The organism is Streptomyces sp. NPDC059788 (genome assembly GCF_042732265.1).
GTDB lineage: Bacteria > Actinomycetota > Actinomycetes > Streptomycetales > Streptomycetaceae > Streptomyces.
Genome location: NZ_JBHWHY010000024.1, coordinates 109,514 through 135,066 on the forward strand (window position 1 = coordinate 109,514; position 25,553 = coordinate 135,066).

At 72.3% G+C, this 25,553-nt stretch carries 22 protein-coding genes; 11 read left to right on the forward strand and 11 right to left on the reverse strand.

Features of this window, described 5'->3' with window-relative positions:
• Positions 1-13 precede the first annotated feature (13 nt).
• Complete coding sequence (locus ACFV57_RS22040) at positions 14-1,564, forward strand: FAD-dependent monooxygenase (protein WP_385234752.1); 1,551 nt, start codon at positions 14-16, stop codon at positions 1,562-1,564.
• A 587-nt stretch (positions 1,565-2,151) separates the two neighbouring features.
• Here the strand turns inward: ACFV57_RS22040 and ACFV57_RS22045 are convergent.
• The gene (locus ACFV57_RS22045; protein WP_385234755.1) at positions 2,152-2,880 is read right to left on the reverse strand and encodes an AAA family ATPase; all 729 of its coding nucleotides are present in this window, start codon (positions 2,878-2,880) and stop codon (positions 2,152-2,154) included.
• Positions 2,881-3,004: 124 nt separating this feature from the next.
• On the opposite strand from ACFV57_RS22045, the gene ACFV57_RS22050 reads away from it, so the two are divergent.
• From ACFV57_RS22050 to ACFV57_RS22070, 5 genes are all read left to right on the forward strand, one after another.
• On the forward strand, positions 3,005-3,340 hold the full coding sequence (locus ACFV57_RS22050; protein WP_385234758.1) for a YnfA family protein: 336 nt from the start codon (positions 3,005-3,007) through the stop codon (positions 3,338-3,340).
• Positions 3,341-3,400: 60 nt separating this feature from the next.
• Positions 3,401-4,183: an SDR family NAD(P)-dependent oxidoreductase gene (locus ACFV57_RS22055; RefSeq protein ID WP_385234761.1), complete on the forward strand. Its 783-nt coding sequence runs from the start codon at positions 3,401-3,403 to the stop codon at positions 4,181-4,183.
• A gap of 161 nt (positions 4,184-4,344) precedes the next feature.
• Positions 4,345-5,091 (forward strand): DUF2306 domain-containing protein, encoded by a 747-nt coding sequence (locus ACFV57_RS22060; protein WP_385234764.1) that lies wholly within the window; start codon positions 4,345-4,347, stop codon positions 5,089-5,091.
• 285 nt (positions 5,092-5,376) lie between these two features.
• Positions 5,377-5,775: an RNHCP domain-containing protein gene (locus tag ACFV57_RS22065; protein WP_385234886.1), complete on the forward strand. Its 399-nt coding sequence runs from the start codon at positions 5,377-5,379 to the stop codon at positions 5,773-5,775.
• A gap of 17 nt (positions 5,776-5,792) precedes the next feature.
• The gene (locus tag ACFV57_RS22070) at positions 5,793-6,209 is read left to right on the forward strand and encodes an RNHCP domain-containing protein (RefSeq protein ID WP_385234767.1); all 417 of its coding nucleotides are present in this window, start codon (positions 5,793-5,795) and stop codon (positions 6,207-6,209) included.
• A 76-nt stretch (positions 6,210-6,285) separates the two neighbouring features.
• On the opposite strand, the gene ACFV57_RS22075 is transcribed toward ACFV57_RS22070, so the two are convergent.
• Entirely contained in the window at positions 6,286-7,479 is a 1,194-nt protein-coding gene (locus ACFV57_RS22075; protein WP_385234770.1) for an RtcB family protein, read from the reverse strand.
• Positions 7,480-7,640: 161 nt separating this feature from the next.
• Between ACFV57_RS22075 and ACFV57_RS22080 the strand changes: the two genes are divergently transcribed.
• Both ACFV57_RS22080 and ACFV57_RS22085 read left to right on the forward strand, forming a co-directional pair.
• A complete protein-coding gene (locus ACFV57_RS22080) occupies positions 7,641-8,534 on the forward strand; it encodes a hypothetical protein (RefSeq protein ID WP_385234772.1) in 894 nt (297 codons plus the stop codon).
• A gap of 197 nt (positions 8,535-8,731) precedes the next feature.
• Positions 8,732-9,454: a DUF3558 domain-containing protein gene (locus ACFV57_RS22085; protein WP_385234775.1), complete on the forward strand. Its 723-nt coding sequence runs from the start codon at positions 8,732-8,734 to the stop codon at positions 9,452-9,454.
• Between the two features lie 58 nt (positions 9,455-9,512).
• Here ACFV57_RS22085 and ACFV57_RS22090 read toward each other — a convergent pair whose 3' ends face one another.
• From ACFV57_RS22090 to lysS, 8 genes are all read right to left on the reverse strand, one after another.
• Positions 9,513-10,880 (reverse strand): bifunctional N-acetylglucosamine-1-phosphate uridyltransferase/glucosamine-1-phosphate acetyltransferase, encoded by a 1,368-nt coding sequence (locus ACFV57_RS22090; RefSeq protein WP_385234778.1) that lies wholly within the window; start codon positions 10,878-10,880, stop codon positions 9,513-9,515.
• A gap of 87 nt (positions 10,881-10,967) precedes the next feature.
• A complete protein-coding gene (locus ACFV57_RS22095; protein WP_385234781.1) occupies positions 10,968-11,726 on the reverse strand; it encodes an alpha/beta fold hydrolase in 759 nt (252 codons plus the stop codon).
• Positions 11,723-12,631, reverse strand: coding sequence for a glycosyltransferase family 2 protein (locus ACFV57_RS22100; protein ID WP_385234784.1), 909 nt, complete (start codon positions 12,629-12,631; stop codon positions 11,723-11,725). Before ACFV57_RS22100 ends, ACFV57_RS22095 begins: the two co-directional genes overlap by 4 nt.
• Positions 12,632-12,804: 173 nt before the next feature.
• Positions 12,805-14,112, reverse strand: coding sequence for an MFS transporter (locus ACFV57_RS22105; protein WP_385234787.1), 1,308 nt, complete (start codon positions 14,110-14,112; stop codon positions 12,805-12,807).
• A 358-nt stretch (positions 14,113-14,470) separates the two neighbouring features.
• Positions 14,471-16,819 (reverse strand): glycoside hydrolase family 65 protein, encoded by a 2,349-nt coding sequence (locus tag ACFV57_RS22110; protein ID WP_385234789.1) that lies wholly within the window; start codon positions 16,817-16,819, stop codon positions 14,471-14,473.
• Positions 16,816-17,577, reverse strand: a complete 762-nt coding sequence (locus ACFV57_RS22115; RefSeq protein WP_385234792.1) for an HAD family hydrolase — start codon at positions 17,575-17,577, stop codon at positions 16,816-16,818. Before ACFV57_RS22115 ends, ACFV57_RS22110 begins: the two co-directional genes overlap by 4 nt.
• Before the next feature lie 77 nt (positions 17,578-17,654).
• Positions 17,655-17,876: a hypothetical protein gene (locus tag ACFV57_RS22120; RefSeq protein ID WP_385234795.1), complete on the reverse strand. Its 222-nt coding sequence runs from the start codon at positions 17,874-17,876 to the stop codon at positions 17,655-17,657.
• A 161-nt stretch (positions 17,877-18,037) separates the two neighbouring features.
• The gene (lysS, locus tag ACFV57_RS22125) at positions 18,038-19,762 is read right to left on the reverse strand and encodes a lysine--tRNA ligase (RefSeq protein WP_385234798.1); all 1,725 of its coding nucleotides are present in this window, start codon (positions 19,760-19,762) and stop codon (positions 18,038-18,040) included.
• Positions 19,763-19,916: 154 nt separating this feature from the next.
• Here lysS and argS point away from each other — a divergent pair, with 154 nt between their 5' ends.
• A complete protein-coding gene (gene argS, locus ACFV57_RS22130; RefSeq protein WP_385234801.1) occupies positions 19,917-21,695 on the forward strand; it encodes an arginine--tRNA ligase in 1,779 nt (592 codons plus the stop codon).
• Positions 21,696-21,819: 124 nt separating this feature from the next.
• Here argS and ACFV57_RS22135 read toward each other — a convergent pair whose 3' ends face one another.
• On the reverse strand, positions 21,820-23,349 hold the full coding sequence (locus ACFV57_RS22135) for a helix-turn-helix domain-containing protein (protein WP_385234804.1): 1,530 nt from the start codon (positions 23,347-23,349) through the stop codon (positions 21,820-21,822).
• 336 nt (positions 23,350-23,685) lie between these two features.
• On the opposite strand from ACFV57_RS22135, the gene ACFV57_RS22140 reads away from it, so the two are divergent.
• Entirely contained in the window at positions 23,686-24,423 is a 738-nt protein-coding gene (locus ACFV57_RS22140) for a DUF4232 domain-containing protein (protein WP_385234807.1), read from the forward strand.
• A gap of 104 nt (positions 24,424-24,527) precedes the next feature.
• Positions 24,528-25,484 carry a class A beta-lactamase gene (gene bla, locus ACFV57_RS22145; protein ID WP_385234810.1) on the forward strand — a complete coding sequence of 319 codons (957 nt, stop codon included), beginning with the start codon at positions 24,528-24,530 and terminating at the stop codon, positions 25,482-25,484.
• Positions 25,485-25,553 lie beyond the last annotated feature (69 nt).

Genomic DNA, 25,553 nt, shown 5'->3' on the forward strand with positions numbered 1-25,553 from the left:
ATTGGAGGCGGCCATGCACCGCAAGCCCGGCACCACCGACGACCAGGACCCCACCCCCACCGGCCGCGCCGACGAGACCGGCGGCCGGACCGCCGACGTGCTCGTCGTCGGCGCCGGCCCCACCGGACTGCTGCTCGCCGGGGACCTCGCCGTCGCCGGCCTGCGCGTCACCCTGCTGGAGCGCCGCGCGCCCGGCCTGAGCAACCTGACCCGCGCACTCGCCGTGCACGCCCGCACCCTCGAACAGCTCGACGCCCGCGGCCTCGCCGACGAACTGGTGGCGGGCGGCCACGCGCTCCAGCGCGTCCAGCTCTTCGCCGGCGCCGTCCTCAGGCCGTCCCGGCTGCCCTCCCGCTTCCCGCTCGTACTGATCACTCCGCAGTACGAGGTCGAGCGGCTCCTGGAGCGGCGGGCGCAGAAGGCCGGCGTCACCTTCCGGTACGGAGCCCGCCTGACCGGGCTGGACCAGGACGCCCACGGCGTCCAAGCCCACGTGCAGGAAGAGGGCGGGGCCACCACGACGTACCGCGCGTCCTACCTGGTCGGCACGGACGGGGTGCGCAGCGCCGTCCGCGAGTCCCTCGGCCTGCCCTTCCCCGGCCGGTCCGTGGTCGCCTCCGTCGTCCTCGCCGACGTACGGCTCGACGAGCAGCCCGACGTCCCGCTGATCGCCAACGCGACCGGCGACACCTTCGCCCTCATCGGCAACTTCGGCGACGGCTGGTACCGCGTCATCGGCTGGAACCGCCGCCGCCAGATCCCCGAGGACACCCCCGTCGAACCCGACGAGATCCGCGAGTACATGCGACTCGCCCTCGGCAGCGACTACGGGATGCACGACGTGCGCTGGACCTCCCGCTTCCACAGCGACGAACGGCAGGTCCCCCGCTACCGCGTCGGCCGCGCCTTCCTCGCGGGCGACGCCGCGCACGTCCACTCCCCGGCCGGCGGCCAGGGCATGAACACCGGTCTCCAGGACGCCGCCAACCTCAGCTGGAAGCTCGCCGGCGTGCTGCGCGGCGACGCGCCCGACAGCCTGCTGGACAGCTACGACACCGAGCGGCATCCGGTGGGCAAGATGGTGCTGCGCAGCAGCGGCGCGCTCATCCGGTCGGCACAGCTGCGCAGCGCACCGGCGCGGGCGCTGCGCGCCGTGGCCGCCCGGCTGCTGAACGCCGCGCCGCCGCTGACGGACCGGGCGCTGGCGATGATCAGCGGGGTGGGCATCTCGTACCCGGCCGGGCGCGGCGCCCACCCGCTCGCCGGCAAGCGCGCCCCCGACCTGCGGCTGGCGGGCGGCACCCGGCTGCACGAGGCGCTGCGGGGCGGGGAGTTCGTGCTCGTCGCGCCGGAGGGCGAGGAGGTCCCCGCCCCCACCCGGCATCTCGTACGGGCCCGCTGGGACAGCGACCGGCGCACCGCGCTGCTCGTACGGCCCGACGGCTACATCGCCTGGGCCACCGACGCAGCCGACCCGGCCGTGCGCGCCGCGTCCCTGCGCGGCGCCCTCGACCACTGGACCGGCTCGGGCCGGGCCGCGGCCCGCACCGCGGCCCGGTCATGACCACCGCGCCGCCGCACGTCCGGTGCGGCCCGCGCGGACCCGTCCCCCGGCCATGAACGGGGGGCGGGTCCGCGCCGCCCTGTACGCCCGGCCGTCCCCGGGCCGGGCGGACGGACGCGGTCGGGCCCGGCGGCCCGACCGGAAACCCGCAACTGTCCGGTGCCGGCCGCCCGCCACCGAAGTCCGTGCGGTCGTCGCGCGATGGAAGGTGGAACCGGTCCTCGAAAACACCGGGAGTACGCCGGGACACGTCGGGTGCACCGGATACGCCACAGGGAATTCGAGGTGGTCACCAGTTATGTACCGATCAACGAAAAGCTGCGCTTTCCCGCACCGTCCGCGGCCCGTCGATCAGCGTTGCGCCCCCCGGTAGAAGGGGAATCTAGGGACGCACATCGCGCATGACAAGGGGCCCGGCCAGGGGTTGTGACGCACCGTACGGTTTTTGGCCAGTGGTTCGCCCTTCATGCAGCGGTGATCGGGGACGCGTTCGCCCGCCCCGTCAATCCCCCCTTCCGGACAACCGGCGCCGGCCCCCGTCGGCAGGTCCCGGCCACCGTCACAGGTGCGCGCGGTGCCCGTCCGCCTCAGCCGATGACGTGCCGCAGATAAGCCCGCGGGTCGGTGAGATAGCGGCGCCAGTGGTCGACGAGAGCCAGCTCGTCCCACGCCACCCGGCGCATGCCGTGCTCACCGACCTCGACTATCTCCGCGCCGGGCAGGGCCGTGAGCAGCGGGGAGTGGGTGGCGCAGACGATCTGCGCGCCGCCGCGGCCCAGCTCGTGCAGCACGCCGAGCAGTTCGAGGCAGGAGGTGAAGGACAGCGCGGCCTCCGGCTCGTCGAGCACATACAGCCCCGGCTGCCGGAACTTCTCCCGGAACGCCATCAGGAACCCCTCGCCGTGGCTCATCTCCTCCGGCTCCCCCGAAAGCCGCTCCCGGCCCAGCGCGTCCCACGCCGTCTCGGCACGCAGGAAGAAGCCGCGCCGGCGGGTCCGCGGCCCGCGCACCATCCGGCGGCCCGCCGTCGTCGCGTCGAAGCGGATCGCCGTGCCCAGCACGGACGGCGGGCGCGAACTGGCGTACTTGTAACCGGCCGAGCCACCGTACGAATCGAGGCCGAACCCCTCCGCCAGGGCCTCGACCAGCGTCGACTTGCCGGAGCCGTTCTCCCCGACGAGGAAGGTGACCGGCGCGCCGAATTTCAGCCCGTCCGTGGCCAACCGGCGCACGCACGGAACCGTCCAGGGCCAGTCGCCCCCGGTCTCCGCCATGGCTTCCTCGGAGAGATCCACGTACGCGCGTTCGATGAGCATGTCTCGAAGCTCTCACATGCCACTGACAGCGCCCCGCGCCGACGGCCCCGGCAGCCGCCTCACCTGCCGCGTCCGCCCCACCAAGCCGTCCGGCCCCAACCCGCCCGCTCCCTACGCTGGCCCCATGCTGATCGCCCGCTCCATCGCCCTCTTCCTCCTCGCCGCCCTCTTCGAGATCGGCGGCGCCTGGCTCGTCTGGCAGGGCGTGCGCGAACACCGCGGCTGGATCTGGATCGGCGCGGGCGTGCTCGCCCTCGGCGCGTACGGCTTCGTCGCCACCCTCCAGCCGGACGCCGACTTCGGCCGCATCCTCGCCGCGTACGGCGGTGTCTTCGTCGCGGGCTCGCTGGCCTGGGGCATGGTCGCGGACGGCTACCGCCCGGACCGCTGGGACGTGGCCGGCGCGCTGATCTGCCTGGCCGGGATGGCTGTGATCATGTACGCGCCCAGGGGCCGCTGACCGCGCATATCCTGCGTAGGCACCACGACCCACGCCCGCAGCGCCCGAGGAGCCACCCGTATGACCGCCGTACCCGACGCGCCCGCCGCCCGTACCCGTACCGCCGTCGTCACCGGAGCCAGCAGCGGCATCGGCGCCGCGACCGCCCGCCGGCTGGCCGCTGAGGGCTACCGCGTCGTGCTCGCCGCCCGCCGCGCGGAGCGCATCGAGGAGCTGGCCGCCGAGCTGCCCGGCGCCGAGGCCCACCGGCTCGACGTCACCGACCGCGCCGCCGTGGACGCCTTCGCCGCCGCCCTGCGGGACCGCCACGACTCGGTGGACGTGCTGGTCAACAACGCCGGCGGAGCCCTGGGCGCCGACCCCGTCGCCACCGGCGACCCGGCCGACTGGCGCACGATGTACGAGGTCAACGTCCTCGGCGTCCTGAACGTCACCCAGGCCCTGCTGCCCGCCCTGGCGGCCTCCGGCGACGGCACGGTGGTCGTCGTCTCCTCCACCGCGGGCCACGGCACCTACGAGGGCGGCGGTGGCTACGTCGCCGCCAAGCACGGCGCGCACGTCATCGCCGAAACGCTCCGCCTGGAGCTGTGCGGCGAGCCCGTCCGCGTCATCGAGATCGCCCCCGGCATGGTCAGGACCGACGAGTTCGCCACCACCCGCTTCCGCGGCGACACCGCCAAGGCCGCCAAGGTCTACGAGGGCGTGGCCGAGCCCCTCACCGCCGACGACGTCGCCGACACCATCGGCTGGGCCGTCACCCGCCCCGCCCACGTCAACGTCGACCTCCTCGTCGTCCGCCCCCGCGCCCAGGCGTCCAACACCAAGGTGCACCGGGCTTCCTGAGGCCCCGCCGCAACCCGCGAAGGCACCCCGCGCCCCTCCCGGGCCCCCCGCGACACCCGCCCCAGAGCCCCCGCGACACCCCTCCCGGGGCCCTGGCCCCACCCCCGACCGGGTGGCTGGGCCCAGGGCGCGGCGGGCCCGTCGCGGGGAGCCTGAAGGGCATGACCACCGACACGCGCCCGGTGCGGCCGGGCCCCGCGTCCGCCCGTGGCCGGGCCGCCCGCCGCCGCGCCGCCACCTGGTGGCTCGCGGTCCTCGCCGCCACCACCCTCGTCGTCCTGTGCGTCGCCCTGCGCGCGTACGTGCCACCGGACATGGCCACCAGCCGGATACCGCCCCGCAGCACCCCGCACTACGTCCTGCTCGTGTGCCACATCTTCACCGCGGCCGTGGCGGTGGTGACCGGACTGGCCCAGTTCTGGCCCCGGCTGCGCGCCCGGCACCCGGCCGCGCACCGCTGGGCGGGCCGGGCGTACTTCTTCGCGGGCGTCTTCCCGTCCGCCGTCCTCGCCGTCCCGGTCGTCGGGTTCGCCCCCACGGGCTTCAGCAACCAGCTCTCGCTGGCCGTCCTGGACGTCCTGTGGGTGGTGACGGGCATCGCCGGATACCGCGCCGCCCGGCAGCGCCGCTACGCCGACCACCGCCGGTGGATGATCCGCAACTTCGCCCTCACCCTGGTCGCCGTCGCCTCGCGCCTGTGCCAGCCGGTCTTCGAGCACGCCGTCGCCGCCCAGCTGCACGACCCCGTCGCGTACGCCGGTGACCGGCTGGCCGCCGCCCACGACATCGCGACCGCCAGTGCGTGGTTCCCGCTCGTGCTCAACCTCGTCGTCGCCGAGGCCTGGCTCCGGCGCCGCCCGCGGAAAACCGTTGGCGCCGCGGCGGCCGCCGCCCGTACCGTTTGCTGAGCCGGCGCGGATACGCGCCGTCGCACGTGCGCGTCCTCGCGCGTGCCCCCTCTCTCGGGCCCCGCCCTGGAAAGCAGTGTCTATGCCCCGGCCGGCGCTGAGCGCGCCTCACCACCGCGCGGACGAACCCCGCCGCTGACCTTCGCCGTCCGACGGCCGCCGTCCGCCACGCCGGCCCGGCCGCATCCGCTTTCGCGCGGTGCCGCCCGCTGCCCGCACCACCGAGGCCGCTCGGCCTGCTCCCGCTGCCGTTCCACACGCTTTCCGGCAAGGAGACCCCGAGTGCTGTCCCACAGCTCCGAGAACCCGAACACTTCCGACCGTTCCCACCGTCCGTCCGCGCTTCCGCGCACCGACACCTTCACCTGCGTACGGTGCGGACTGACCGTCACCGCTCTCGGCCCCGACGGCAACCGCCGCAACCACTGCCCCAGTTGCCTGCACTCCCGGCACGTACGGGACGCGGTCGAGGGCGGCCCGTCCGCCTGCCGGTCCCGGATGTCACCGATCGCCATCGCGGTGCTGCGCACCAACGACTGGATGGTCATCCACCGGTGCACCCGCTGCGACGAGCTGACGTCCAGCCCCGTCTCCCCGGACGACAACCAGCTGATCCTGATGCGGATGGCGGTCCGGCCACTGGCCCAGCCGCCGTTCCCGCTCGAAGCGTTCGGCGACCTGTGAGACGGGGGGACGACGACATGCCACGACGCGGCAACTCCGGACAGCGGCGCCGGGCCCAGCGGCCCAAGAACGTCCTGCACGGGCCCGGCGGCGCGCCGGGCGACGCGTTCCGCTGCCTGGGGTGCCGGCTGGAGGTCCCGCTGACCGCCCCCGGCACCGCCCACCGCAACCACTGCCCGCACTGCCTGGCCAGCCGCCACGTGGACCGCAGGATTCCCGGCGACCGGGCCGCGGACTGCGGCGGCCGGATGCCCGCCCTGTGCCTGACCACCCGGCAGGACGGGGAGTGGCTGCTGATCCATCAGTGCCTGGCCTGCGGCGAACTGAGCACCAACCGCACCGCGGGCGACGACAACCCGCTGGCCCTGGTACGCCTGGCCGTCCGCCCGCTGGCCGACACCACCAGGCCCGTACGGGCACTGATCACCCTGTGAGGAACGAGGCCCCCTGAAAGCCCGGGGCCCCGGCCCGGCAACACGCCGGTCCGGGGCCCCGGCGGGGCGCACGCGGTCAGCCCTTCACGCACACCACCTGCTTGAGCTTGGCCACGACCGCCACCAGGTCCCGCTGCTGGTCGATGACCTTCTCGATCGGCTTGTACGCGCCCGGGATCTCGTCCACGACGCCGGAGTCCTTGCGGCACTCCACGCCCCGTGTCTGCTCCTCCAGGTCCCGCGTCGAGAAACGCTTCTTCGCGGCGTTGCGGCTCATCTTGCGGCCCGCGCCGTGCGAGGCGGAGTTGAAGGACGCCGGGTTGCCGAGGCCCTTGACGATGTACGAGCCGGTGCCCATCGAACCGGGGATGATGCCGTAGTCGCCGCTCCCGGCGCGGATCGCGCCCTTGCGGGTCACCAGCAGGTCCATGCCGTCGTACCGCTCCTCCGCCACGTAGTTGTGGTGGCAGGAGATCACCGGCTCGAACGTCGGCTTCGCCTTCCTGAACTCCTTGCGGACGACGTCCTGGAAGAGCGCCATCATGATCGCGCGGTTGTGCTTGGCGTACTCCTGCGCCCAGAAGAGGTCGTTGCGGTACGCCGCCATCTGCGGGGTGTCCGCGACGAAGACGGCGAGGTCGCGGTCGACCAGCCCCTGGTTGTGCGGCAGCTTCTGCGCCTGGCCGATGTGGAAGTCGGCCAGCTCCTTGCCGATGTTGCGGGAGCCGGAGTGCAGCATCAGCCACACCGCGCCGGTCTCGTCGAGGCAGAACTCGATGAAGTGGTTGCCGCCGCCGAGCGAGCCCATCTGCTTGACGGCCCGGTCCTGCCGGAACCTGACCGCCTCCGCCACGCCGTCGAACCGGCCCCAGAAGTCGTCCCAGCCGCCGGTCGCCAGGCCGTGCAGCCGGCCCGGGTCCACCGGGTCGTCGTGCATGGCCCGCCCGACCGGGATGGCCTCCTCGATCTTCGAGCGGAGCCGGGACAGGTCACCGGGCAGGTCGTCGGCGGTGAGGGAGGTCTTGACGGCGCTCATCCCGCAGCCGATGTCGACACCGACGGCCGCCGGGCAGACCGCCCCGTGCATGGCGATCACCGACCCGACGGTCGCACCCTTGCCGTAATGCACGTCCGGCATCACGGCCAGGCCCTTGATCCATGGCAGGGTGGCCACATTGCGCAGCTGCTGCATGGCCACGCCTTCGACCGTGGACGGGTCCGCCCACATCCGGATCGGAACTTTCGCTCCGGGCACTTCGGTGTACGACATGACTTCCTCATTCCCCCGAAAAGTAATCAATAGCAAAAGCCGGACAAGAAGCCTGATCAAGGACAGGGAACCGGCGTATGCGGCAGAACGTGCGGTAGACATTGTGTCCACCCGCCGTCTGTCCGCGGCAACCAGATTTCCTACGGAAGGAGCCGGTTACGGTGCAGCGAAGGTCGTTCGTACCGGGGGCCGCGCTGGCGACCGCGGCAGCGCTGGCCGCCACGCTCACCTCCTGCACCGGCAGCCCGGGCTCCGGCAGCGGCGCCGTCGACACCAAGAGCGGTGACTCGGCCGCCACGTCACCGTCCGCCGAACCCGGCAAGTACAAGACGCTCCCCGAACCGTGCGGCCTGCCCGCCAAGGGCACCCTGCGCCGGCTGCTGCCGCCCGGCGGCACGGAGAGCCCCCAGGACGCCGAGAAGGTCTACGCGGGCACCGCCGAGATCACGTACGACACGGACCGGCGCGTCGGCTGCCGCTGGAAGCGCGAGGCCCCCGACGGCATCCGCCACCTCAGCCTCGACTTCGAGCGGGTGGTCTCCTACGACCCGGCCGTCAGCGACGACGACAAGGCGCAGAACCTCTACGGCAAGAAGGAACTGGCCGCCCAGCTGCCGGCCGGCCAGGGCTCCTCGACGCCCACGCCCTCCGCCGACAAGGACAAGCCCGGCACGGGCGCCGACGGCGGCCGGACCGGCGACGGCGACGGCGACCAGGGCACCGGCAAGGGCACCGACGGCGGCAAGGCCTCCCCCGCCCCCACCGGCTCCCCTTCCACTCCGGCGAGCGGGAGCGCGAGCGACGCGCCCGGCTCCTCCACCGCCCCGCGCGTCCTGGACGGCCTCGGCGACGCCGCGTTCCTCAACGACAAGCTGATCACCGCGGACAGCGGCGTGCACCGGGACGTGACGGTCGTCTTCCGCTCCTCGAACGTCATCGTGACCATCGCCTACGACCAGTGGTCGGCGGACAAGACGAAGCTGCCGGACAGCAGGGACCTCCAGGACAAGGCGCAGGCCCTGGCCCAGGAGCTGGTCGACCGCTTCAACGAATAGTCCGCTTTGTCCGGCGAGTAACGTCACGAATCGCCCTCCGGCCGCCCTTCGCCGCGTACCGTGTGGCCCCGAGCCCCGCGCGCGGCAACGTCGCCGCGCGCCCCGAAGGACGTACCGCAAGCGGACCGCACCCGGACCGCGCGGCACCCGACGGCGTCCCAGCGACGCGCCGAACGACGACGAACAGCGAAGGAACCATGCACCGTTCAGCCAAGCGACTCGCCAGCCTCCTCGCCTGCGCAGCCGTACCGGTGATGCTCGTCGCCGGCTGCTCCTCCGACGACGACTCCGGCAAGAAGGACTCGGGCGGCACGTCGAAGCCCGCCGCCACCCCCAGCAAGAGCGGCAGCTCGTCCCCCAGCGTCACGCCCGCCAAGCTGAAGAAGCTGCCCAACCCCTGCCAGGCCGTGTCCAAGGACACCGTCAAGAAGCTGGTGCCCAAGACCAAGAACGAGGACGGCGAGCAGGGCAAGTCCTCCGACGCCATGGCGCGCGGCTACTGCGCCTGGAACAGCTCCGACTCCCAGGGCGTGGACGGCACCCAGTACCGCTGGCTGGACGTCGGCTTCCAGCGCTACGACTCCGACCCGACCCTGGGCACCGGCGAGAAGCGCGCCACCGACTTCTACAAGAAGCAGGTCGACGCGGCGAAGGGCACCGAGGGCGCCAAGAACCCCAAGACCGGCGCGGTCGACGGCAACGGCGACGAGTCGACCTGGATCACCTACGACCTGAAGAAGGACGGCAACGACTTCAAGAACCAGGCGGTGATCGCCCGCACCGCCAACGTCGTCGTCACCGTCAACTACAACGGCGCGGGCATGGCCGGCGCCGACGCCCCCGACCCCAGCGACCTGCTCAAGTCCGCCGAGACCGCCGCCAAGGAAGCCGTGGCCGCGGTCGGCAAGGCCAACCAGTAACCCGCCCGGTCCTCCCCGGCCCGCCGGGGCCGGGGAGGGGCAGTGGGGCCCGCCGGCCTCAGGAGCCGGAACCGTCGTCATCCGCCTTCCGGCCGACCGTGGCGGTCTCCGCTGCCGCGGCCCACGGGGTGCCCGCCCGACGCCGTGCCACCCAGCCCTCGACGTTGTTCTGCGGGCCGCGCTCCACCGCGAGGGCACCGGCCGGTACGTCCTTGGTGATGACGCTGCCCGCGGCGGTGAAGGCCCCCGGCCCGACGTTCACCGGGGCGACCAGACTCGTGTGGCAGCCGATGAACGCGGCATCGCCCACCGTCGTGTGGTGCTTGGTCACGCCGTCGTAGAGGCTGAACGTCGTCCCGGCGCCGATGTTGACGTCCGTGCCGAGCGAGGCGTTGCCGACGTAGGCGAGGTGCGCCACCTGTGTGCCGTCCCCGACGGTCGCCTGCTTCACCTCGACGAACGTGCCGATCTTGGTACGTTCGCCGAGCACCGTGTCGGGGCGCAGATAGGCGAAGGGGCCGACGCTGGCGCCCGCCCCGACGGTGGCACTCACCGCGTGTGCGCGGATGACCGACGCCCCGGCCTCGACCGTGGTGTCGATCAGCGTGGCGTCCGGTCCGATGACGGATCCCGCGGCGATGGACGTACGGCCGCGCAGGATGACGCCGGGTTCCAGGGTGACGCCCGGCTCCAGGCGCACCGTCGCGTCGATCCAGGCGCTGTCCGGTTCGATGATGGTGACGCCCGAGTGCAGCCACGCCTCGTTGATCCGTCCGCGTAACAGCAGCCGTGCTCGCGTCAGTTCGGCCGGACCGGGGCAGCGCAGCACATCGGCGGGCCGGTCCGTTCCGTGCCCGTCGATGCGCAGCCGCTCGTCGCGGAAGAGCCGGAGGACGTCGGCCAGCGTCGTCCGCCGCGGTCCGCTGTCGGGGCCGAGCTTGTGCAGAGCGGTCCTGAGGAGCTGGGCGTCGAAGGCGCGGAGCGGGCTGTCGTACCGGGGCGTGCGAAGGGCGCCGTCGGCTGTGAGGAGGGTGGCGGCAGCGTGTGAGGTGCCGTGTGCCGCTGCCAGGGACAGGAGGCATTCCGGGCGCAGCAGGGGGAGGTCCCCGGCCACGACGAACACGGTCCCCTCCGCGTCCGGGACGTGACGCAGCGCCTGGTGGACCGCGTCCCCGTCGGCCATCGGCTGCCCTTGCCCGACCTCGACGACACGGGCGGAGGAAGCCGTGGAGTCGAGGTACTCGGCGACCGGCCGGGCATGGTGGCTGTCCACGACGACGAGCACCTCCTCGGCCTCCAGCTGCCGCGCGGCGTCGAGTACGTACCCCACGACGGGGCGGCCGAGGAGCGGCAGTGTGGACGGGGGCGCATCGCCGGGGGCGCTGCTGGAGTCCCCGGTGGCCAGGATGATCAGTGAGCGACGCACGTGGATACCTTCGTTTCCGTCGTTTGTGCAGATGAGAAGGCCAGGGAGCGGGTCCCGTCCGCGCCGGCGAGGCGTACCGGCCGGACGTCAGCGCTCCAGGAAGCCGGCGACCAGGGCCCGGGTGAGGTGTGGGGCCTCGATGTCCATGCCGTGTCCGGCGTCGATCACCTGGACCTCGACGCCGGCGGCGCGGCAGTCGGCGGCGTAGGCGCGCGGGACGAGGCTGCCGGTGCGGGCGCACACCAGGAGGGTGGGGACGCCGGGCGGAGGCGGTGGGGCGGGGCGGCTCATTTCGGAAAAGGCGGCGACGACCGCCGAGGGTTCGTAGGACCACCGCCAGCGGCCGTCCCCGCCCTGGCGCAGGTGTTCGCGGACTTCCGCGTCGACCACGGCCGCGGACGCGCCGGGCCACAGCCGAGCGCGCTCCGAGCGCGCCTCGGCGACGGTGCCGAAGCTGGGCGCCGCCTGTGCGGCGCGGGCGCGTTCGAGCGCCTCGGCCGGCTCCAGGCCGACGGCGGGATCGAGCAGGACCAGTCTGCGCAGGCGCCGCGGGGCCTGTGCGGCCACGTGCAGGGCCACCGCGCCGCCGAAGGACAGGCCGACGAGATCCACCGCGTCGGCGCGCAGCGCGTCCAGGGTGTCCAGGACGTCCCGGGCGTGCTGTTCCAGCGTCCAGGGCGGCGGCGCGGGCGCGTGCCCGTGGCCGCGCAGGTCGAGGCCGTAGCCGGACAGCGGGGTCAGGAAGCGCCATCGGCGGCCGTGGCCGCGGATGCCGTGCAGGGCCACGAGGGTGGCCGCGGGGGAAGCCCGCGGCCCGCCCCACGGGTGCGCGGGCAGTACGGTCACGGCTGCCGGCCCTTGGCCAGGGCGGCCCGCATGATGCCGTCGTGGTCGTCGCTCATCTCGGGCCGTTCATGGAGCAGGTGGAGCAGGAGGCCGGGCAGCCGGCCCACCGTGCCCCGGGATTCGAGGCGGTTGACGAAGTCCCGGTCCTCACCTCCCCATCCGGCGAACCGGGTGTCGAATCCGCGCAGGGCGTGGAAGTCGGCCGCCGTGACCATGACGCAGCCGCCGGGCGGCCGGCGCAGAAGATATCCGGACCAGGTGCCGTCGAGGCGGTGCGGCGGGGTCAGTGCCAGGCGGTCGGAGGACTCGGCGTCGAGGCAGAAGGCGTCTTCGTAGGGGATCAGCGGCGCACCCGAAGTCACCGCGCCCGCCGCTGCCGCGAGGAACGCCGGCGGCAGCACGATATCGGCGTCGAGCACACACAGAACCGTCTCACCGGTGGCCTCTTCGGCGCCCCGGTTGACCGCGGCGGCTTTGTTGAAGGGGCCGCCGTCGGGGTGGTGCACGTAGGAGTCCACCTGACGGGCGAAAGTGGCGGCATGCCGGGGAATGCTGTCGCTCTCCACCAGCGTCACATGGAAATTCCGGCGGTCCAGGGTCTGATGACCGAGCGCGTCGAGACAGGCCTGGAGGTTCCGGACCCGGAGCTGCGCGTCCTGGCGGGCACGAAAGGGAATGACGACACGGACCGTCGGCCCGACCGTGGCGGGAGAAGCGCCTCCGCCACCGCGCGGCTGCGGCTCTTGCAGCTGGGGTATTTCCCGGCCGTGTACGGATAAGTAGAGCAGCCTGACTTTGGCGGACAGCTCCCTGTTCAGTTCCGCGAGAGCGGCTTGGTCGGCGCAGTCGGCGAGCGCCGAGAGGAGCTTGTCGTAATACTGCGGAGCCCGGGAGCCTGCCGCCATGTCACGCAAAGTGGCAAGCAGCGGTTCATGGTGACGTCCAATACGCTCCAGACCGGCCCTGGCGGCCTCGTAATACGGCAGGCTCAGTTTCCATCGAGGCGCACTGTGCCGGCGGGCGGAAGGGTCGAGTCCGGCCACCACGGCACCGGCGAGGACTCTGTTCGCATCGTGCATCACAAAGCATCGCTCATTTCTTCGGATCGTGCGGGAACGCGGCGCTGCCGGCCGCATGCGTGCGCCGCCGCGCTCGCCAGGACACAGCCCCCCAGACCGAGCCACAGGCCCTGTGGCGCTCCCATGCCGACTCCGATCACCGCGGGTCCGACGGCATAGGCAAGGGTCCACGTGACCTGGAAGACCGCCATGTACGGTCCCTCGTCACCGCTCGGTGCCAGCGATACGGCCGCGGCCGACGCGGTGGGCTTGGAGACCAGCTCCGCGATGGCCAGCAGGGCGGCCACGAACGCGCACACGCCTCCCTGCGCCGCGCCGGGAACGGCCGGTACGGCCAGGGTGACCGCGATGGCGGCGGCGGCCACGCCGATGGCGTGGAACAGCACACGGGACCGGGGCCAGCCCGCCACGCGGGCCGTGAGCGGAACCTGCAGCAGGGCGATCACGCCGTAGCGGACGGCCACCACGACCGTGGGCCAGAACGGGCTCTGGTGGAGCACGGTCACGAGATAGACGGGGAACGCGACGGTGGGGATGAGCCAGGCCGCGGAGAGCAGCGTCTGGGACGCGACGAGCGCCATGAAGGGCCGGTCCCGCAGCACGCGCAGGAGGGTGGAGCGCGGTCCGCTCTCCCCCACGGTGGGGGCCGCCGGAATCCGCGCGGTGAGGACCAGCGCCCCGGCCACCAGACTGCTGGCCACATTGAGCAGGAGCGCGAGCGCGAGCCCCCGGGTCCCCAGCAGGGCGAGAATCCCGGTGGAGGCCACCGACCCCAGCCCCAGGCAGGTGGTCTTGAGGAAATTCACGAAGGAGAACCACCGGGTCAATTCCCCGGGCGCCGCGATCCGGGCCACGGCCGTGGGCCAGGCGGCCCCGTACAGCCGGTCCCCCAGCATCACCAGAAGCGCCGCCGCGGCGATCCCGGCACCCGCGTCCCCGAGGAAGTAGGCACTGTAGCCGACGCCGGTCAGCACATTGCTGACCACGAGACAGACTTTCGGCCCCGCACGCTGCACCAGCCGGCCACAGGCCGGAATGAAGAGAAAAGAGAGCAGCGAGCCCAGCGTCACCGCCGAACCGGCCACAGCCGCCGGAATTCCCTGGTATTCGACGAAGAAGAGAAGCGAAAGCGGCAGGAACATACCGGCGCCCGCCGTGTCTATCAGCACGGAAACGAGCAGCGGCTTCTGACTTCCCGGGACCACTGGAACACCGAAGCGCGTGGTCTTTCCCCCTGGCGCCGTCGACGTGTTGCCGGCGATGACTCCCCCAATGTTCGCGCCATCAAGACCCTGAATCCCCACCACACGGTTAACCCAAGGTTAATTCCTTCCGAACTCGCGGTAATCACAACAGCCACGTTTATAGGTCTAGACCAAGCGCCAGAACAAGGTTTTTGACTTCATCTTTAAAGTCTCTTGGTGGCAGATGCATAGGTAAATGGCCATACCACTCTTGTGACGGACGACACCCACCGGACCGTTTTCGGACAGCCCGGTGAGCGGGTTCTCCCGGTTTGACACACGAGTCCCGGCCACGGAGCGGGCCGCCACCGCCCGCGAACCGACGTACCGTCAGACGACCTCCCGCCGTCGCGACTTGACCATGACCCAGCGCTTCGACCGGGCCATGGTCCGCACCGGCGCGCCCGGCTGCCCGCCCCCCTCAATGCCTCCGCAACGGACGCCGCCCCGGGGGCTGAGCGGGTTCCGGGCGGGCGGCCGGTTCGGGGATCGGACGTTCCTGGGGGCTCTTGTCGGAGACGGTGAGCGGTTCGCCGTAATGCCTTATCTCCAACGGCGCCCCCTCGACCAGCGTGTACGTCGCCGCCGGGCCGGTGATCTCCACACGCAGCCGCCGTCCCAGCACCTGCACCGAGAACGCCAGGCGGCCGAGTTTCTCGGGGAGGCGGGGCGCGAAGCACAGGCCCTTGCCGCTGTGCCGCATACCGCCGAAGCCGGCGACCAGGGCGATCCACGTGCCGGCGAGCGAGGCGGTGTGCAGGCCGTCGCGGGTGTTGTTCTCCAGGTCCTGGAGGTCCATCAGGGCCGCCTCGCCCAAGTAGTCGTAGGCGAGGCGCAGATGGCCGACCTCGGCGGCCACGACGGCCTGGCAGCAGGCGGACAGGGAGGAGTCGCGCACGGTCAGCGGCTCGTAGTACGCGAAGTTACGGGCCTTGTGCTCGGCGTCGAAGCAGTCGTCGCGCTTGTACAGGGCGAGGACCAGGTCGGCCTGCTTGATGACCTGTTTGCGGTACAGGTCGAAGTAGGGGAAGTGCAGCATGAGCGGGTACTGGTCGGGGCGCGTGCCGGAGAAGTCCCACACCTGGTGGTCGGTGAAGCCGGCCGACTGCTCGTGCACCCGCAGCGAGCGGTTGTACGGCACGGCCACCGCCTCCGCCGCGTCCCGCCAGGCCGCGCTCTCCTCGTCGTCGACGCCGAGCGCCTCCGCCTCCCGGGGATGGCGTTCGACCACGTCGGCGGCGGCCCGCAGGTTCGCCTGGGCCATCAGGTTGGTGTAGACGTTGTCGTCCGCGACGGCGCTGTACTCGTCCGGGCCGGTCACCCCGTCGATGTGGAACGTGCCGTGGTGGTCGTGCTGGCCGAGGGAGTGCCACAGCCGGGCGGTCTCGACCAGGACCGGCACGGCCGTCTCCCGCTCGAACTCCTCGTCGCCGGTGGCGCACACGTAGCGTACGACCGCGTCGGCGATGTCGGCGTTGATGTGGAACGCGGCGGTACCGGCCGGCCAGTACGCGGAGCACTCCGAGCCCTCGATGGTCCGCCAGGGGAACGCCGCGCCGCGGAAACCGAGCTGGCGCGCCCGCTCGCAGGCGGCGGGCATCGTGCGCTGCCGCCAGCGCAGCGCCTCGGCGACGGCGCCGGGCGAGGTGTACGTGAGCATCGGCAGGACGAACGTCTCGCTGTCCCAGAAGGTGTGGCCGTCGTACCCGGAGCCGGTCAGGCCCTTGGCGGGAATGGCGCGCTGCTCGGCGCGCGCGCCCGCCTGCAGGACGTGGAAGAGGGCGAAGCGCACCGCCTGCTGGATCTCCGCGTCGCCGTCGACCTCGACGTCCGCGCGGTCCCAGAAGTCGTCCAGGTACGCGCGCTGGTGGTCGGCCAGCCCCTGCCAGCCGGTGCTGCGGGCCCCGGCGAGCGCCGCGTCCACCTGGTCGCGCAGCGCCGGCAGCGAACGCTCGCCGGACCAGCCGTACGAAACGGTCTTCTCCAGGCGCAGCCGTTGGCCCCGCTCCAGCAGCGAGGTGACGGTGAAGCGCGCGGTGTCGTCACCGCTCTCGCTGTCGGTACGGGTGCGGCCCTCCGGCCCGTCGACGATGTGGTCGGCCGCGGTGGCCACGCGCAGCCCGCTGCGGCGGGTGCGGTGGATCAGCCGCAGGCGCGCGCCGGAGGCGAAGTGCTCCTCCGGCTCCAGCGGGTTGTGCAGCGCGGAGGACACCCGCGGGTCGCCGCCGGACTCGGGCAGCTGCTCGTTGGTGACCAGCTCGGACTGCACCACGACCCGCACCTCGGAGTCCAGGGCTTCGACCTCGTAGGCGACGGCGGCGACGGCCCGCTGTGTGAAGGAGACCAGGCGGGTGGAGGTCACCCGCACGGTGCACCCGGCCGGCGAGGTCCACTCGCAGGTGCGGCGCAGCACTCCGGCGCGCAGGTCCAGGACCCGTTCGTGCGAGCGCAACCGCCCGTAGCGCAGGTCGAACGGTTCGTCGTTGACCAGCAGCCGGATCAGCTTGCCGTTGGTGACGTTGATGACGGTCTGCCCGGACTCGGGGTAGCCGTAGCCGGCCTCGGCGTACGGCAGCGGGCGCAGCTCGTGGACGCCGTTGAGGTAGGTGCCGGGCAGGCCGTGCGGCTCGCCCTCGTCGAGGTTGCCGCGCCAGCCGATGTGCCCGTTGGACAGCGCGAAGACCGACTCGCTCTGCGGCAGCACGTCCAGGTTGAGGTCGGTCTCGCGCAGTTCCCAGGGCGCGCAGGCGTACGAGGAGTGAGTGATCATGCCTGGCCGTCCTTTCCCAGCAGCTCGGCGAGGTCCCGGACGACGACGTCGGCGCCGTGCCGGCGCAGCGCCTCTGCCTGGCCGACCCGGTCGACGCCGACGACGTATCCGAAGCGGCCGGCCCGTCCGGCGTCCATTCCGGCGAGGGCGTCCTCGTAGACGACCGCCTGCGCGGCGGGGACGCCCAGGTCCCCGGCGGCCTCCAGGAAGGTGTCGGGATGTGGTTTGCCCGGCAGTTTCCGCTCGGCGGCCACGTTCCCGTCGATCCGTACGTCGAACAGGCCCGCCATGTCCACGGACTCCAGCACCTCGCGGCAGTTGGCGCTGGAGGAGACGACGGCGGTGGCCAGGCCCCGGTCGCGTACGGCCCGCACATAGCGGCGGGAGCCCTCGTACGCCTCGGCGCCCTGGTCGCGGAGCTTCTTCAGCAGCAGGTCGTTCTTGCGGTTGCCCAGCCCGTGCACGGTCTCGCGGTCGGGCGGGTCGTCCGGGCCGCCGTCGGGCAGCTCGATGCCGCGGGAGGCGAGGAAGGTGCGGACGCCGTCGGCGCGTGGACGGCCGTCCACGTACTCGTCGTAGTCGGCGACCGGGTCGAAGGGGGTGAAACCGGGGCCGTCGCGGTGGCGCAGGAAGTCGTCGAAGGTTTCCTTCCACGCGGCCGTGTGCACGACGGCCGTCTTCGTCAGGACGCCGTCGAGGTCGAACAGACAGGCCCGGATGCCGTCGGGCAGGCCGAGTGAGGTCAGCGAATCCGTCATGGGAGACGAGTCCCCGCCCGGTGTTCGACGTATGTCTGTTCCGGCCGTTTCCCGCCCGGAACGCCGCGGGCAGGCGGCTACCCGCCGGAGTCCGCGCGCTTCTTGTGCTTCTTGCCCACCTCCCCCCACAGGCAGAGGGCCAGACCGGCGACCGCCATACCGGCGTACACGAGCGTCGGCAGGTCGTACCAGTGCGGCAGGATGCCCCAGCCCGTGGTGTCCGTGAAGGTCCGGCCGAGGGCGCCCATGGCCCCCTGGATCATGACGATGATTCCGATGACTCCGATGGTTCCTCGCATGGGTCCAGCCTCACGCGAGCGGCCCCGGGGATCGTCGTCCCCGGGGCCGAACCGGCACTGCGTCGAAAGTCGCAGCGGCGCGGTCGGAGCCTCATACCCGTACGCACGCGGCCGGTCGGGGGCCCGTACGCTCCCCGCGCCGGACCCACCGCGTCAGGCGCTCACGCCCCCAGCAGCTTGCGGACCCGGTCCGCGCCGACCGCCAGCAGCAGCGTGGGCAGCCGGGGGCCGGTGTCGCGGCCGACGAGCAGGTTGTAGAGCAGAGCGAAGAACGAGCGCTGCGCGACCTTCAGCTCCGGCGTCGGCTTGGCGTCCGGCGTCAGCCCGGCCTGGATCTTCGGTACGCCGTAGACGAGCGTGGTCAGCCCGTCCAGCGACCAGTGGTCGTCCAGCCCCTCCAGCAGCAGGCGCAGGGACTCGCGGCCCTGCTCGTCGAGCGAGCCGAGCAGCTCGGTGTCCGGCTCGTCGCGCACGATCGTGCGCTGCTCGGCCGGGACCTGGGTGTTGATCCAGTACTCGGCCTTGGCCAGCCGGGGCCGGGTCTCGTCCAGGGACGTGACCGGGTCGGCCGGGTCCAGCTCGCCGAGGATGCGCAGCGTCTGCTCGTCGTGCCCGCCGGTGATGTCCGCGACCGAGGCCAGGGTGCGGTACGGCAGCGGGCGCGGGGTGCGGGGCAGCTCACCGGCGGCGGTGCGCACCGCGCGGGAGTGCGCGGCGGCGTCGGCGGGCAGCACCGAGCCGTCGGCGACCTTGGATTCCAGCTTGTCCCACTCGTCGTAGAGCCGCTGGATCTCCTGGTCGAAGGCGATCTTGAAGGACTGGTTGGGCTTGCGGCGCGCGTACAGCCAGCGCAGCAGCGGCGCCTCCATGATCTTCAGCGCGTCGCCCGGGGTGGGCACGCCGCCCTTGGAGGAGGACATCTTGGCCATGCCGCTGATGCCGACGAAGGCGTACATCGGGCCGATGGGCTGCGCGCCGTCGAAGACCTCGCGCACGATCTGCCCGCCGACGACGAACGACGAGCCCGGCGAGGAGTGGTCCACACCGGACGGCTCGAAGATCACGCCCTCGTACGCCCAGCGCATCGGCCAGTCGACCTTCCAGACCAGCTTGCCGCGGTTGAACTCGCTGAGCCGGACCGTCTCGCCGAAGCCGCACGCCGTGCAGCTGTAGGCCAGCTCGGTCGTCTCCTCTTCGTAGGAGGTGACCGTCGTCAGGTCCTTGTCGCACCGCGCGCAGTACGGCTTGTACGGGAAGTAGCCGGCGGAGCCGCTGCTGCCGTCGTCCTCGGCGGCCGCGCCGGAGCCCTCGGCAGCCTCCAGCTCGGCCTCGTCGACGGGCTTCTGCGACTTCTTCGCGGGGGCCTTCTTGGTGCGGTACTGGCCAAGAATCGCGTCGATCCGGCCGCGGTGCCTCATCGCGTGCAGGATCTGCTCGCGGTAGACGCCCGAGGTGTACTGCTCGGTCTGGCTGATGCCGTCGTACTCGACGCCCAGCTCGGCGAGCGCCTCGACCATGGCGGCCTTGAAGTGCTCGGCCCAGTTCGCATACGCCGAGCCGGCCGGGGCGGGCACCGAGGTCAGCGGCTTGCCGATGTGCTCGGCCCACGACTCGTCGACGCCCGCGACACCGGCCGGGACCTTGCGGTAGCGGTCGTAGTCGTCCCAGGAGATCAGGTGGCGGACCTCGAAGCCCCGGCGGCGGATCTCGTCCGCGACCAGGTGCGGGGTCATGACCTCACGGAGATTGCCGAGGTGGATGGGGCCGGAAGGGGACAGGCCCGAGGCGCAGACGATCGGTTTGCCGGGGGCGCGGCGCTCCGCCTCGGCAACGACCTCGTCCGCGAACCTGGAGACCCAGTCGGTCTCGGCGCTCTGCTGAGCCACGATCGGCCCTTCCTCTTCTCACCATTCGACAAGCCTGACGGCCCCATTCTCCCAGACGGAGCCGCGGCCGATTTTCCCTGTGGAAAACCGATGGAACCGCCGTGGGATACTCGTTGGCAAACCCTTTCCACTTCAACGGAACGGCCTTCATTCCATGACTTCGGTCCCTTCCCTCGCAGCCACGGTCAACCAGCGCGTCGCGGACGCCCTCTCGGCAGCCCTGCCGGAGGCCGGCGCCGCGGACCCGCTGCTGCGACGAAGCGACCGGGCCGATTTCCAGGCCAACGGGATGCTGGCGCTGGCCAAGAAGCTCAAGGGCAACCCGCGCGAGCTGGCGTCGGACGTCGTCGCCCAGCTGCCCGCCGGTGACGTGATCAAGGAGATCGAGGTCTCCGGCCCCGGCTTCCTGAACATCACGGTCAGCGACGATGCGATCGTCCGTACGCTGGCCGCCCGCGCCGCCGACGACCGCCTGGGCGTCCCGTACGCCGACAACCCCGGCACCACGGTCATCGACTACGCCCAGCCGAACGTCGCCAAGGAAATGCACGTCGGCCACCTGCGCTCCGCCGTGATCGGCGCCGCGATGGTCGAGATCCTGGAGTTCACCGGCGAGAAGGTGGTCCGGCGCCACCACATCGGCGACTGGGGCACCCAGTTCGGGATGCTCATCCAGTACCTGATCGAGCACCCGCACGAGCTCGACCACAAGAGCGGCGAGGCGTCCTCGGAGGTCTCCGGCGAAGAGGCCATGTCCAACCTCAACCGCCTCTACAAGGCCTCCCGCGCCCTGTTCGACTCCGACGAGGAGTTCAAGGAGCGCGCGCGCCGCCGCGTCGTGGACCTCCAGGCCGGCGACGAGGAGACGCTCGCCCTGTGGCAGCGCTTCGTCGACGAGTCGAAGGTCTACTTCTACTCCGTCTTCAACAAGCTGGACATGGAGATCCGGGACGCGGACGTGGTCGGCGAGTCCGGCTACAACGCCATGCTGGAGGAGACCTGCCGCCTCCTGGAGGAGTCCGGTGTCGCGGTCCGCTCCGACGGCGCGCTCTGCGTCTTCTTCGACGACGTCAAGGGCCCGGACGGCAACCCGACCCCGCTGATCGTCAAGAAGTCCAACGGCGGCTACGGCTACGCGGCCACCGACCTGTCCGCCATCCGCGACCGGGTCGGCAACCTCGGCGCGACGACCCTGCTGTACGTGGTCGACGCCCGCCAGTCGCTGCACTTCAAGATGGTCTTCGAGACCGCCCGCCGGGCCGGCTGGCTGGGCGCGGACGTCCAGCCCGTACAGCTCGCCTTCGGCACCGTGCTCGGCAAGGACGGCAAGCCGTTCAAGACCCGTGAGGGCGAGACCGTGCGGCTGGTGGACCTGCTCGACGAGGCGGTGGAGCGGGCGACCGCCGTCGTCCGGGAAAAGGGCGAGAACATCGGCCTGACCGAGCAGGAGATCACCGAGAACGGCGCCCAGGTCGGCATCGGCGCCGTGAAGTACGCGGACCTGTCCACCTCCGCGTCCCGCGACTACAAGTTCGACCTGGACCAGATGGTCTCGCTCAACGGCGACACCAGCGTGTACATCCAGTACGCGTACGCCCGTATCCAGTCCATCTTCCGGCGCGCCGGGGACGCCGCGCCCAAGGCGCACCCGGAGCTGCCGCTGGCCGCCGCCGAGCGCGCGCTGGGCCTGCACCTGGACCAGTTCGCGGAGACCCTGGAGGAGGCGGCGGCCGGCTACGAGCCCCACAAGCTGGCCTCGTACCTCTACCAGCTCGCCTCTCTCTTCACGACCTTCTACGACCAGTGCCCGGTCCTGAAGGCCGAGGGCGGCAGCGAGCAGGTCGAGAACCGCCTGTTCCTGTGCGACCTGACGGCGCGCACGCTGCACCGCGGCATGGCGCTGCTGGGCATCCGGACGCCCGAGCGGCTCTGACACCCGGCTGACGCGCAAGGGGAACGGCGCGTAAGCGGAAGGCGCCGCCGACGCTTAAGGGAAAGGCCCCGCTGGAGCCCAAGAGCCCGTTGCTCCGGCGGGGCCTTCTCCTTGCCGCGCGCGCTCAGTTCTCGGCGGGCTCCCAGATGTTCTGGTCGTAGCGGTAGCCGTACGTCGGGCGCCCCTTCATCGCGCTGGTACGGAACGGCCTGCCGTGATCGTCCAGGCGCAGCGTGCCGCGCCGGCCGCCGCTGCTCCACTCCAGCTCCAGGTACCAGCTGACGTCGTTCGCCTCCGTGTGCGCGTCGACGTACAGCATCTGCGGGTCGGACGCCGAGACCTTGAACGGGAAGTCCGCCGCCGGAATCTTCCGGTCGCCCTGCTCGCCGGACACCGGCCGCATCAGCGGCTGCGCCGCGTCCAGTCCGACGTCGAACGAGGCCGGGGTGAGCCCGCCCCCGCAGCCGTTCCCCATGGAGTACGCCGAGCCCGCCACCGGCGCCGCGCGCGCGGTGGTCCGTACGGTCAGCGAATGCAGTACGACGGCCTCGTCACGGGTGCCCTGCACCGCCAGGGAAACCCGGACATGGCCGCCGGGCACCCCGCCCAGCGCGTTCGCCCAGCCGCGCGCGTCCGTCCCGGAGGGCGGCGGCGGGACCTCGGCGGGCGGCTTGTCGAGCATGTACCAGCGGTCGCAGGGGTCGTCCCAGTTGTTCATACGGACATCGACGGTCAGCGGCGAGCCGCTGCCGCGCCCGCTGCTGCCACCCGCCTCGCCCTTTTCACCGCCGGACGGTGCCACGCCGCCGGTCGGGCTCGCCGTGGCCGTCCCACCGCGCGGCTTCGGCTTCTCGGCCGTCGCGGACGCGGACGGGGAGGCGGATTCGGACGGCCTGCCGGAGAAACTGCCGTCCGGGGCCGGGCCACGCCCGCCGTCGGCCGCCCGCGTCCCCGGCGAAGCCGTCCGGTCCGTCCCGGAGGAGGACGCGGCACTGACGACGACGGGCACAGCCAGCGCAACGACAGCGGCAGCCACGAGCGCCAGGCGGAGTTTGGGGCGGGTGCGGCGGGATGGGCGGGTGGACGCAGCGGGGGGCGTTGAGGCGGGGGCGGGCTCGCGGGCGGGGGCCGGGCCGGGGGCGTCGGTCCCGGACACGGCCTCGGCCCCGGCCCCGGACACGGCCCCGGACACAGACTTCGGTGCGGCGATCTCCTCCGCCGCGGACTCCGCCGGCTCCGGCGCGGGCTCGGGCTCCGGCGCGGGCTCGGGCTCCGGCGCGGGCTCGGGCTTCGCCGCCATGGGTTCCGGCGCGCCGGCCTCCTCCCGTCCGGCAGCCCCTTCCCGTCCGGCGGACTCCTTCGGCACGGCCTCCGCCGCAGGGGCTTCCTCCACCGCCCGCCGCCCCCGTGCCGCGTCCGCCAGAATCCACCGGCGGTGCAGCTCGACCAGTTCCTCCGGCTTCGCGCCGCACACCCGGGCCAGCCGCTCCACCGGCGCGTAATCCGTGGGCACCGCGTCGCCGTTGCAATAGCGGTGCAGCGTGGACGTACTCATGTGCAGGCGTTTGGCCAGGGCGCCGTAGCTCAGCCCTGATCTCGTCTTCACCTCGCGCAACAGTGCAGCGAAACCGTCCGTGCCGGAAGCCGTGCTCACCGTTCCCCTCCCGCCTCGTCCCAGAACCGCGTTCCAGGCGCCCCTCGTTCCCCCAGGTCAGGGTACGCGTGATCGTTCCAGCGTCCCGGATGTCGGGGCGGCCGTTGTGGCCGGGACGGACCGTCGCACAGGCTGTGACCATCGACAACGCCCCGACCGGGGCCTCACCGGGGAGCAACCGTGCGGAGTCGTTTCCGCTGTCGTTTCGCGTCGGCCGATATCGCGGCACTGGGCGTACTCGCCGCCTGTGTCGCCGTCATCGCGGCCGTACTCCACCGCATCTGACCCACCGTCTTCCACCGTTCACTTCCACCGCCTCCTGGGGGAGCACCACCCATGCGTTCGCGTCTGTTCACCACCCGTACCGCCCGTGTCGCCGCCTCCGCCGCGGCCGTCGCCGCCGCCCTCTCGCTGACCGCGTGCGGCGGTGCCGAGGACGGCAAGAAGGCCGCCGGAGCCGACCGGCCGGCGGCCTCGTCCGCCCCGGACGCCTCGGCCGGCTCGCCCGCGTCGGAGGGCGCCGGCGGCTCGGGCGGTACGGACGCGTCGGCGAAGTCCCCCTCGGGCGGCGGCGCGCAGAGCAGCGGCGCGCAGAGCGGCGGTCAGGGCTCGCACCCGGCCAAGACCGGCGGCAAGCAGGGCACCGCGCCGGGCGGGAAGTCCACCACCTGCACCCCGGCCAACACCAAGATCACCGTTTCCAAGCTCAGCCGCCCCGTCAACCACCTGCTCCTGACCGTCACCAACACCGGCTCGACCCGCTGCGACGCCTACCACTACCCGGCCCTGCGCTTCGACGACGCCCAGGCGCCCACCGACGTACGGCAGGACAGCAAGCCGCAGTCCGTGGTCTCCGTCGAGCCGGGCCGGTCCGCTTACGCGGCCGTGCGGACTTCGGACGCCACCGGGGAGGCCGAAGGCGGCAGGAAGGTGCGCAGCCTGGACGTGTTCTTCGCGAACCGGGACGGCAGTTACGCCGAGCGTGCGGCCCACCCCGCGCTGCCGAAGGGGACGTACATCGACGACTCCGCCCAGGTCACGTACTGGCAGAGCGAACTGGACAACGCCCTCTGACAGCGGCCGCGGCGCTCCCGGGCCTGCGCAACCAACCCCTCCGTCCCCAACGTCCCCACCAGCAGCAACAGTCCACCGGGGGACTTCTGGGGAAAGGACACACCATGCACCAGCCCACGTCACCGCTCACCCGGCGGTCCCTGCTCGGCGCCGGTCTCGGCCTCGGAGGCGCGCTCGCCCTCGGCACCACGACAGCGGGCGCGGCCTCCGGCAGGCCCACCCCGACCGGCTCCCCCGCCACCGGCTCCGCCCACCCCTCCGCCACCCGCCGACTGCGCGAACTGGAGCGGGAACACCAGGCCCGCATCGGCGTCTTCGCCCTCAACCTCGCCACCGGCGCGTCCGTACTCCACCGCGCCCACGAGCTGTTCCCGATGTGCTCCGTCTTCAAGGGGGTCGCCGCTGCGGCCGTGCTGCGCGACCTCGACCAGGACGGCACCGAGCTGTCCCGCGTCATCCGCTACACCGAGGCCGACGTGGCGAAGGCGGGCCACACGCCGATCACGTCCCTGCACGTCGCCGACGGCATGTCCGTACGGGACCTGTGCGACGCCGCGGTCCGCTTCAGCGACAACTGCGCCGCCAACCTCCTCCTGCGCGAGCTGGGCGGCCCGACCGCCGTCACCCGCTTCTGCCGCTCGCTGGGCGACCGGGTGACCCGCCTCGACCGCTGGGAACCCGAGCTGAACTCCGGCGAACCGGACCGCCGTACGGACACCACCTCCCCGTACGCCATCGCCCACACCTACCGCCGGCTCGTCCTCGGCAACGCCCTGAACCGCCCCGACCGCGCCCTCCTGACCGACTGGCTCCTGCGCAGCACCACCAGCGTGGAACGTTTCCGCGCGGGGCTGCCGAAGGACTGGAAGACGGCGGACAAGTCCGGCGGCGGCAGCACATACGGGACGAGCAACGACGCGGGCGTCGCCTGGACCCCCGACGGCACCCCCATCCTCCTCGCCGCCCTCACCCACAAGCCGACGCTCCCCCACACCTCGGGCGACACCCCCCTCATCATCAAGACCGCCACCATCATGGCCGAGGCGGTCGCCCCGGCCTGACCCCGTTCCGCCGCCCCCGCCGTCTCCCACTGCCCCGGCCGCCCCTTCCGGCCGGGGCAGCCCCGCCGC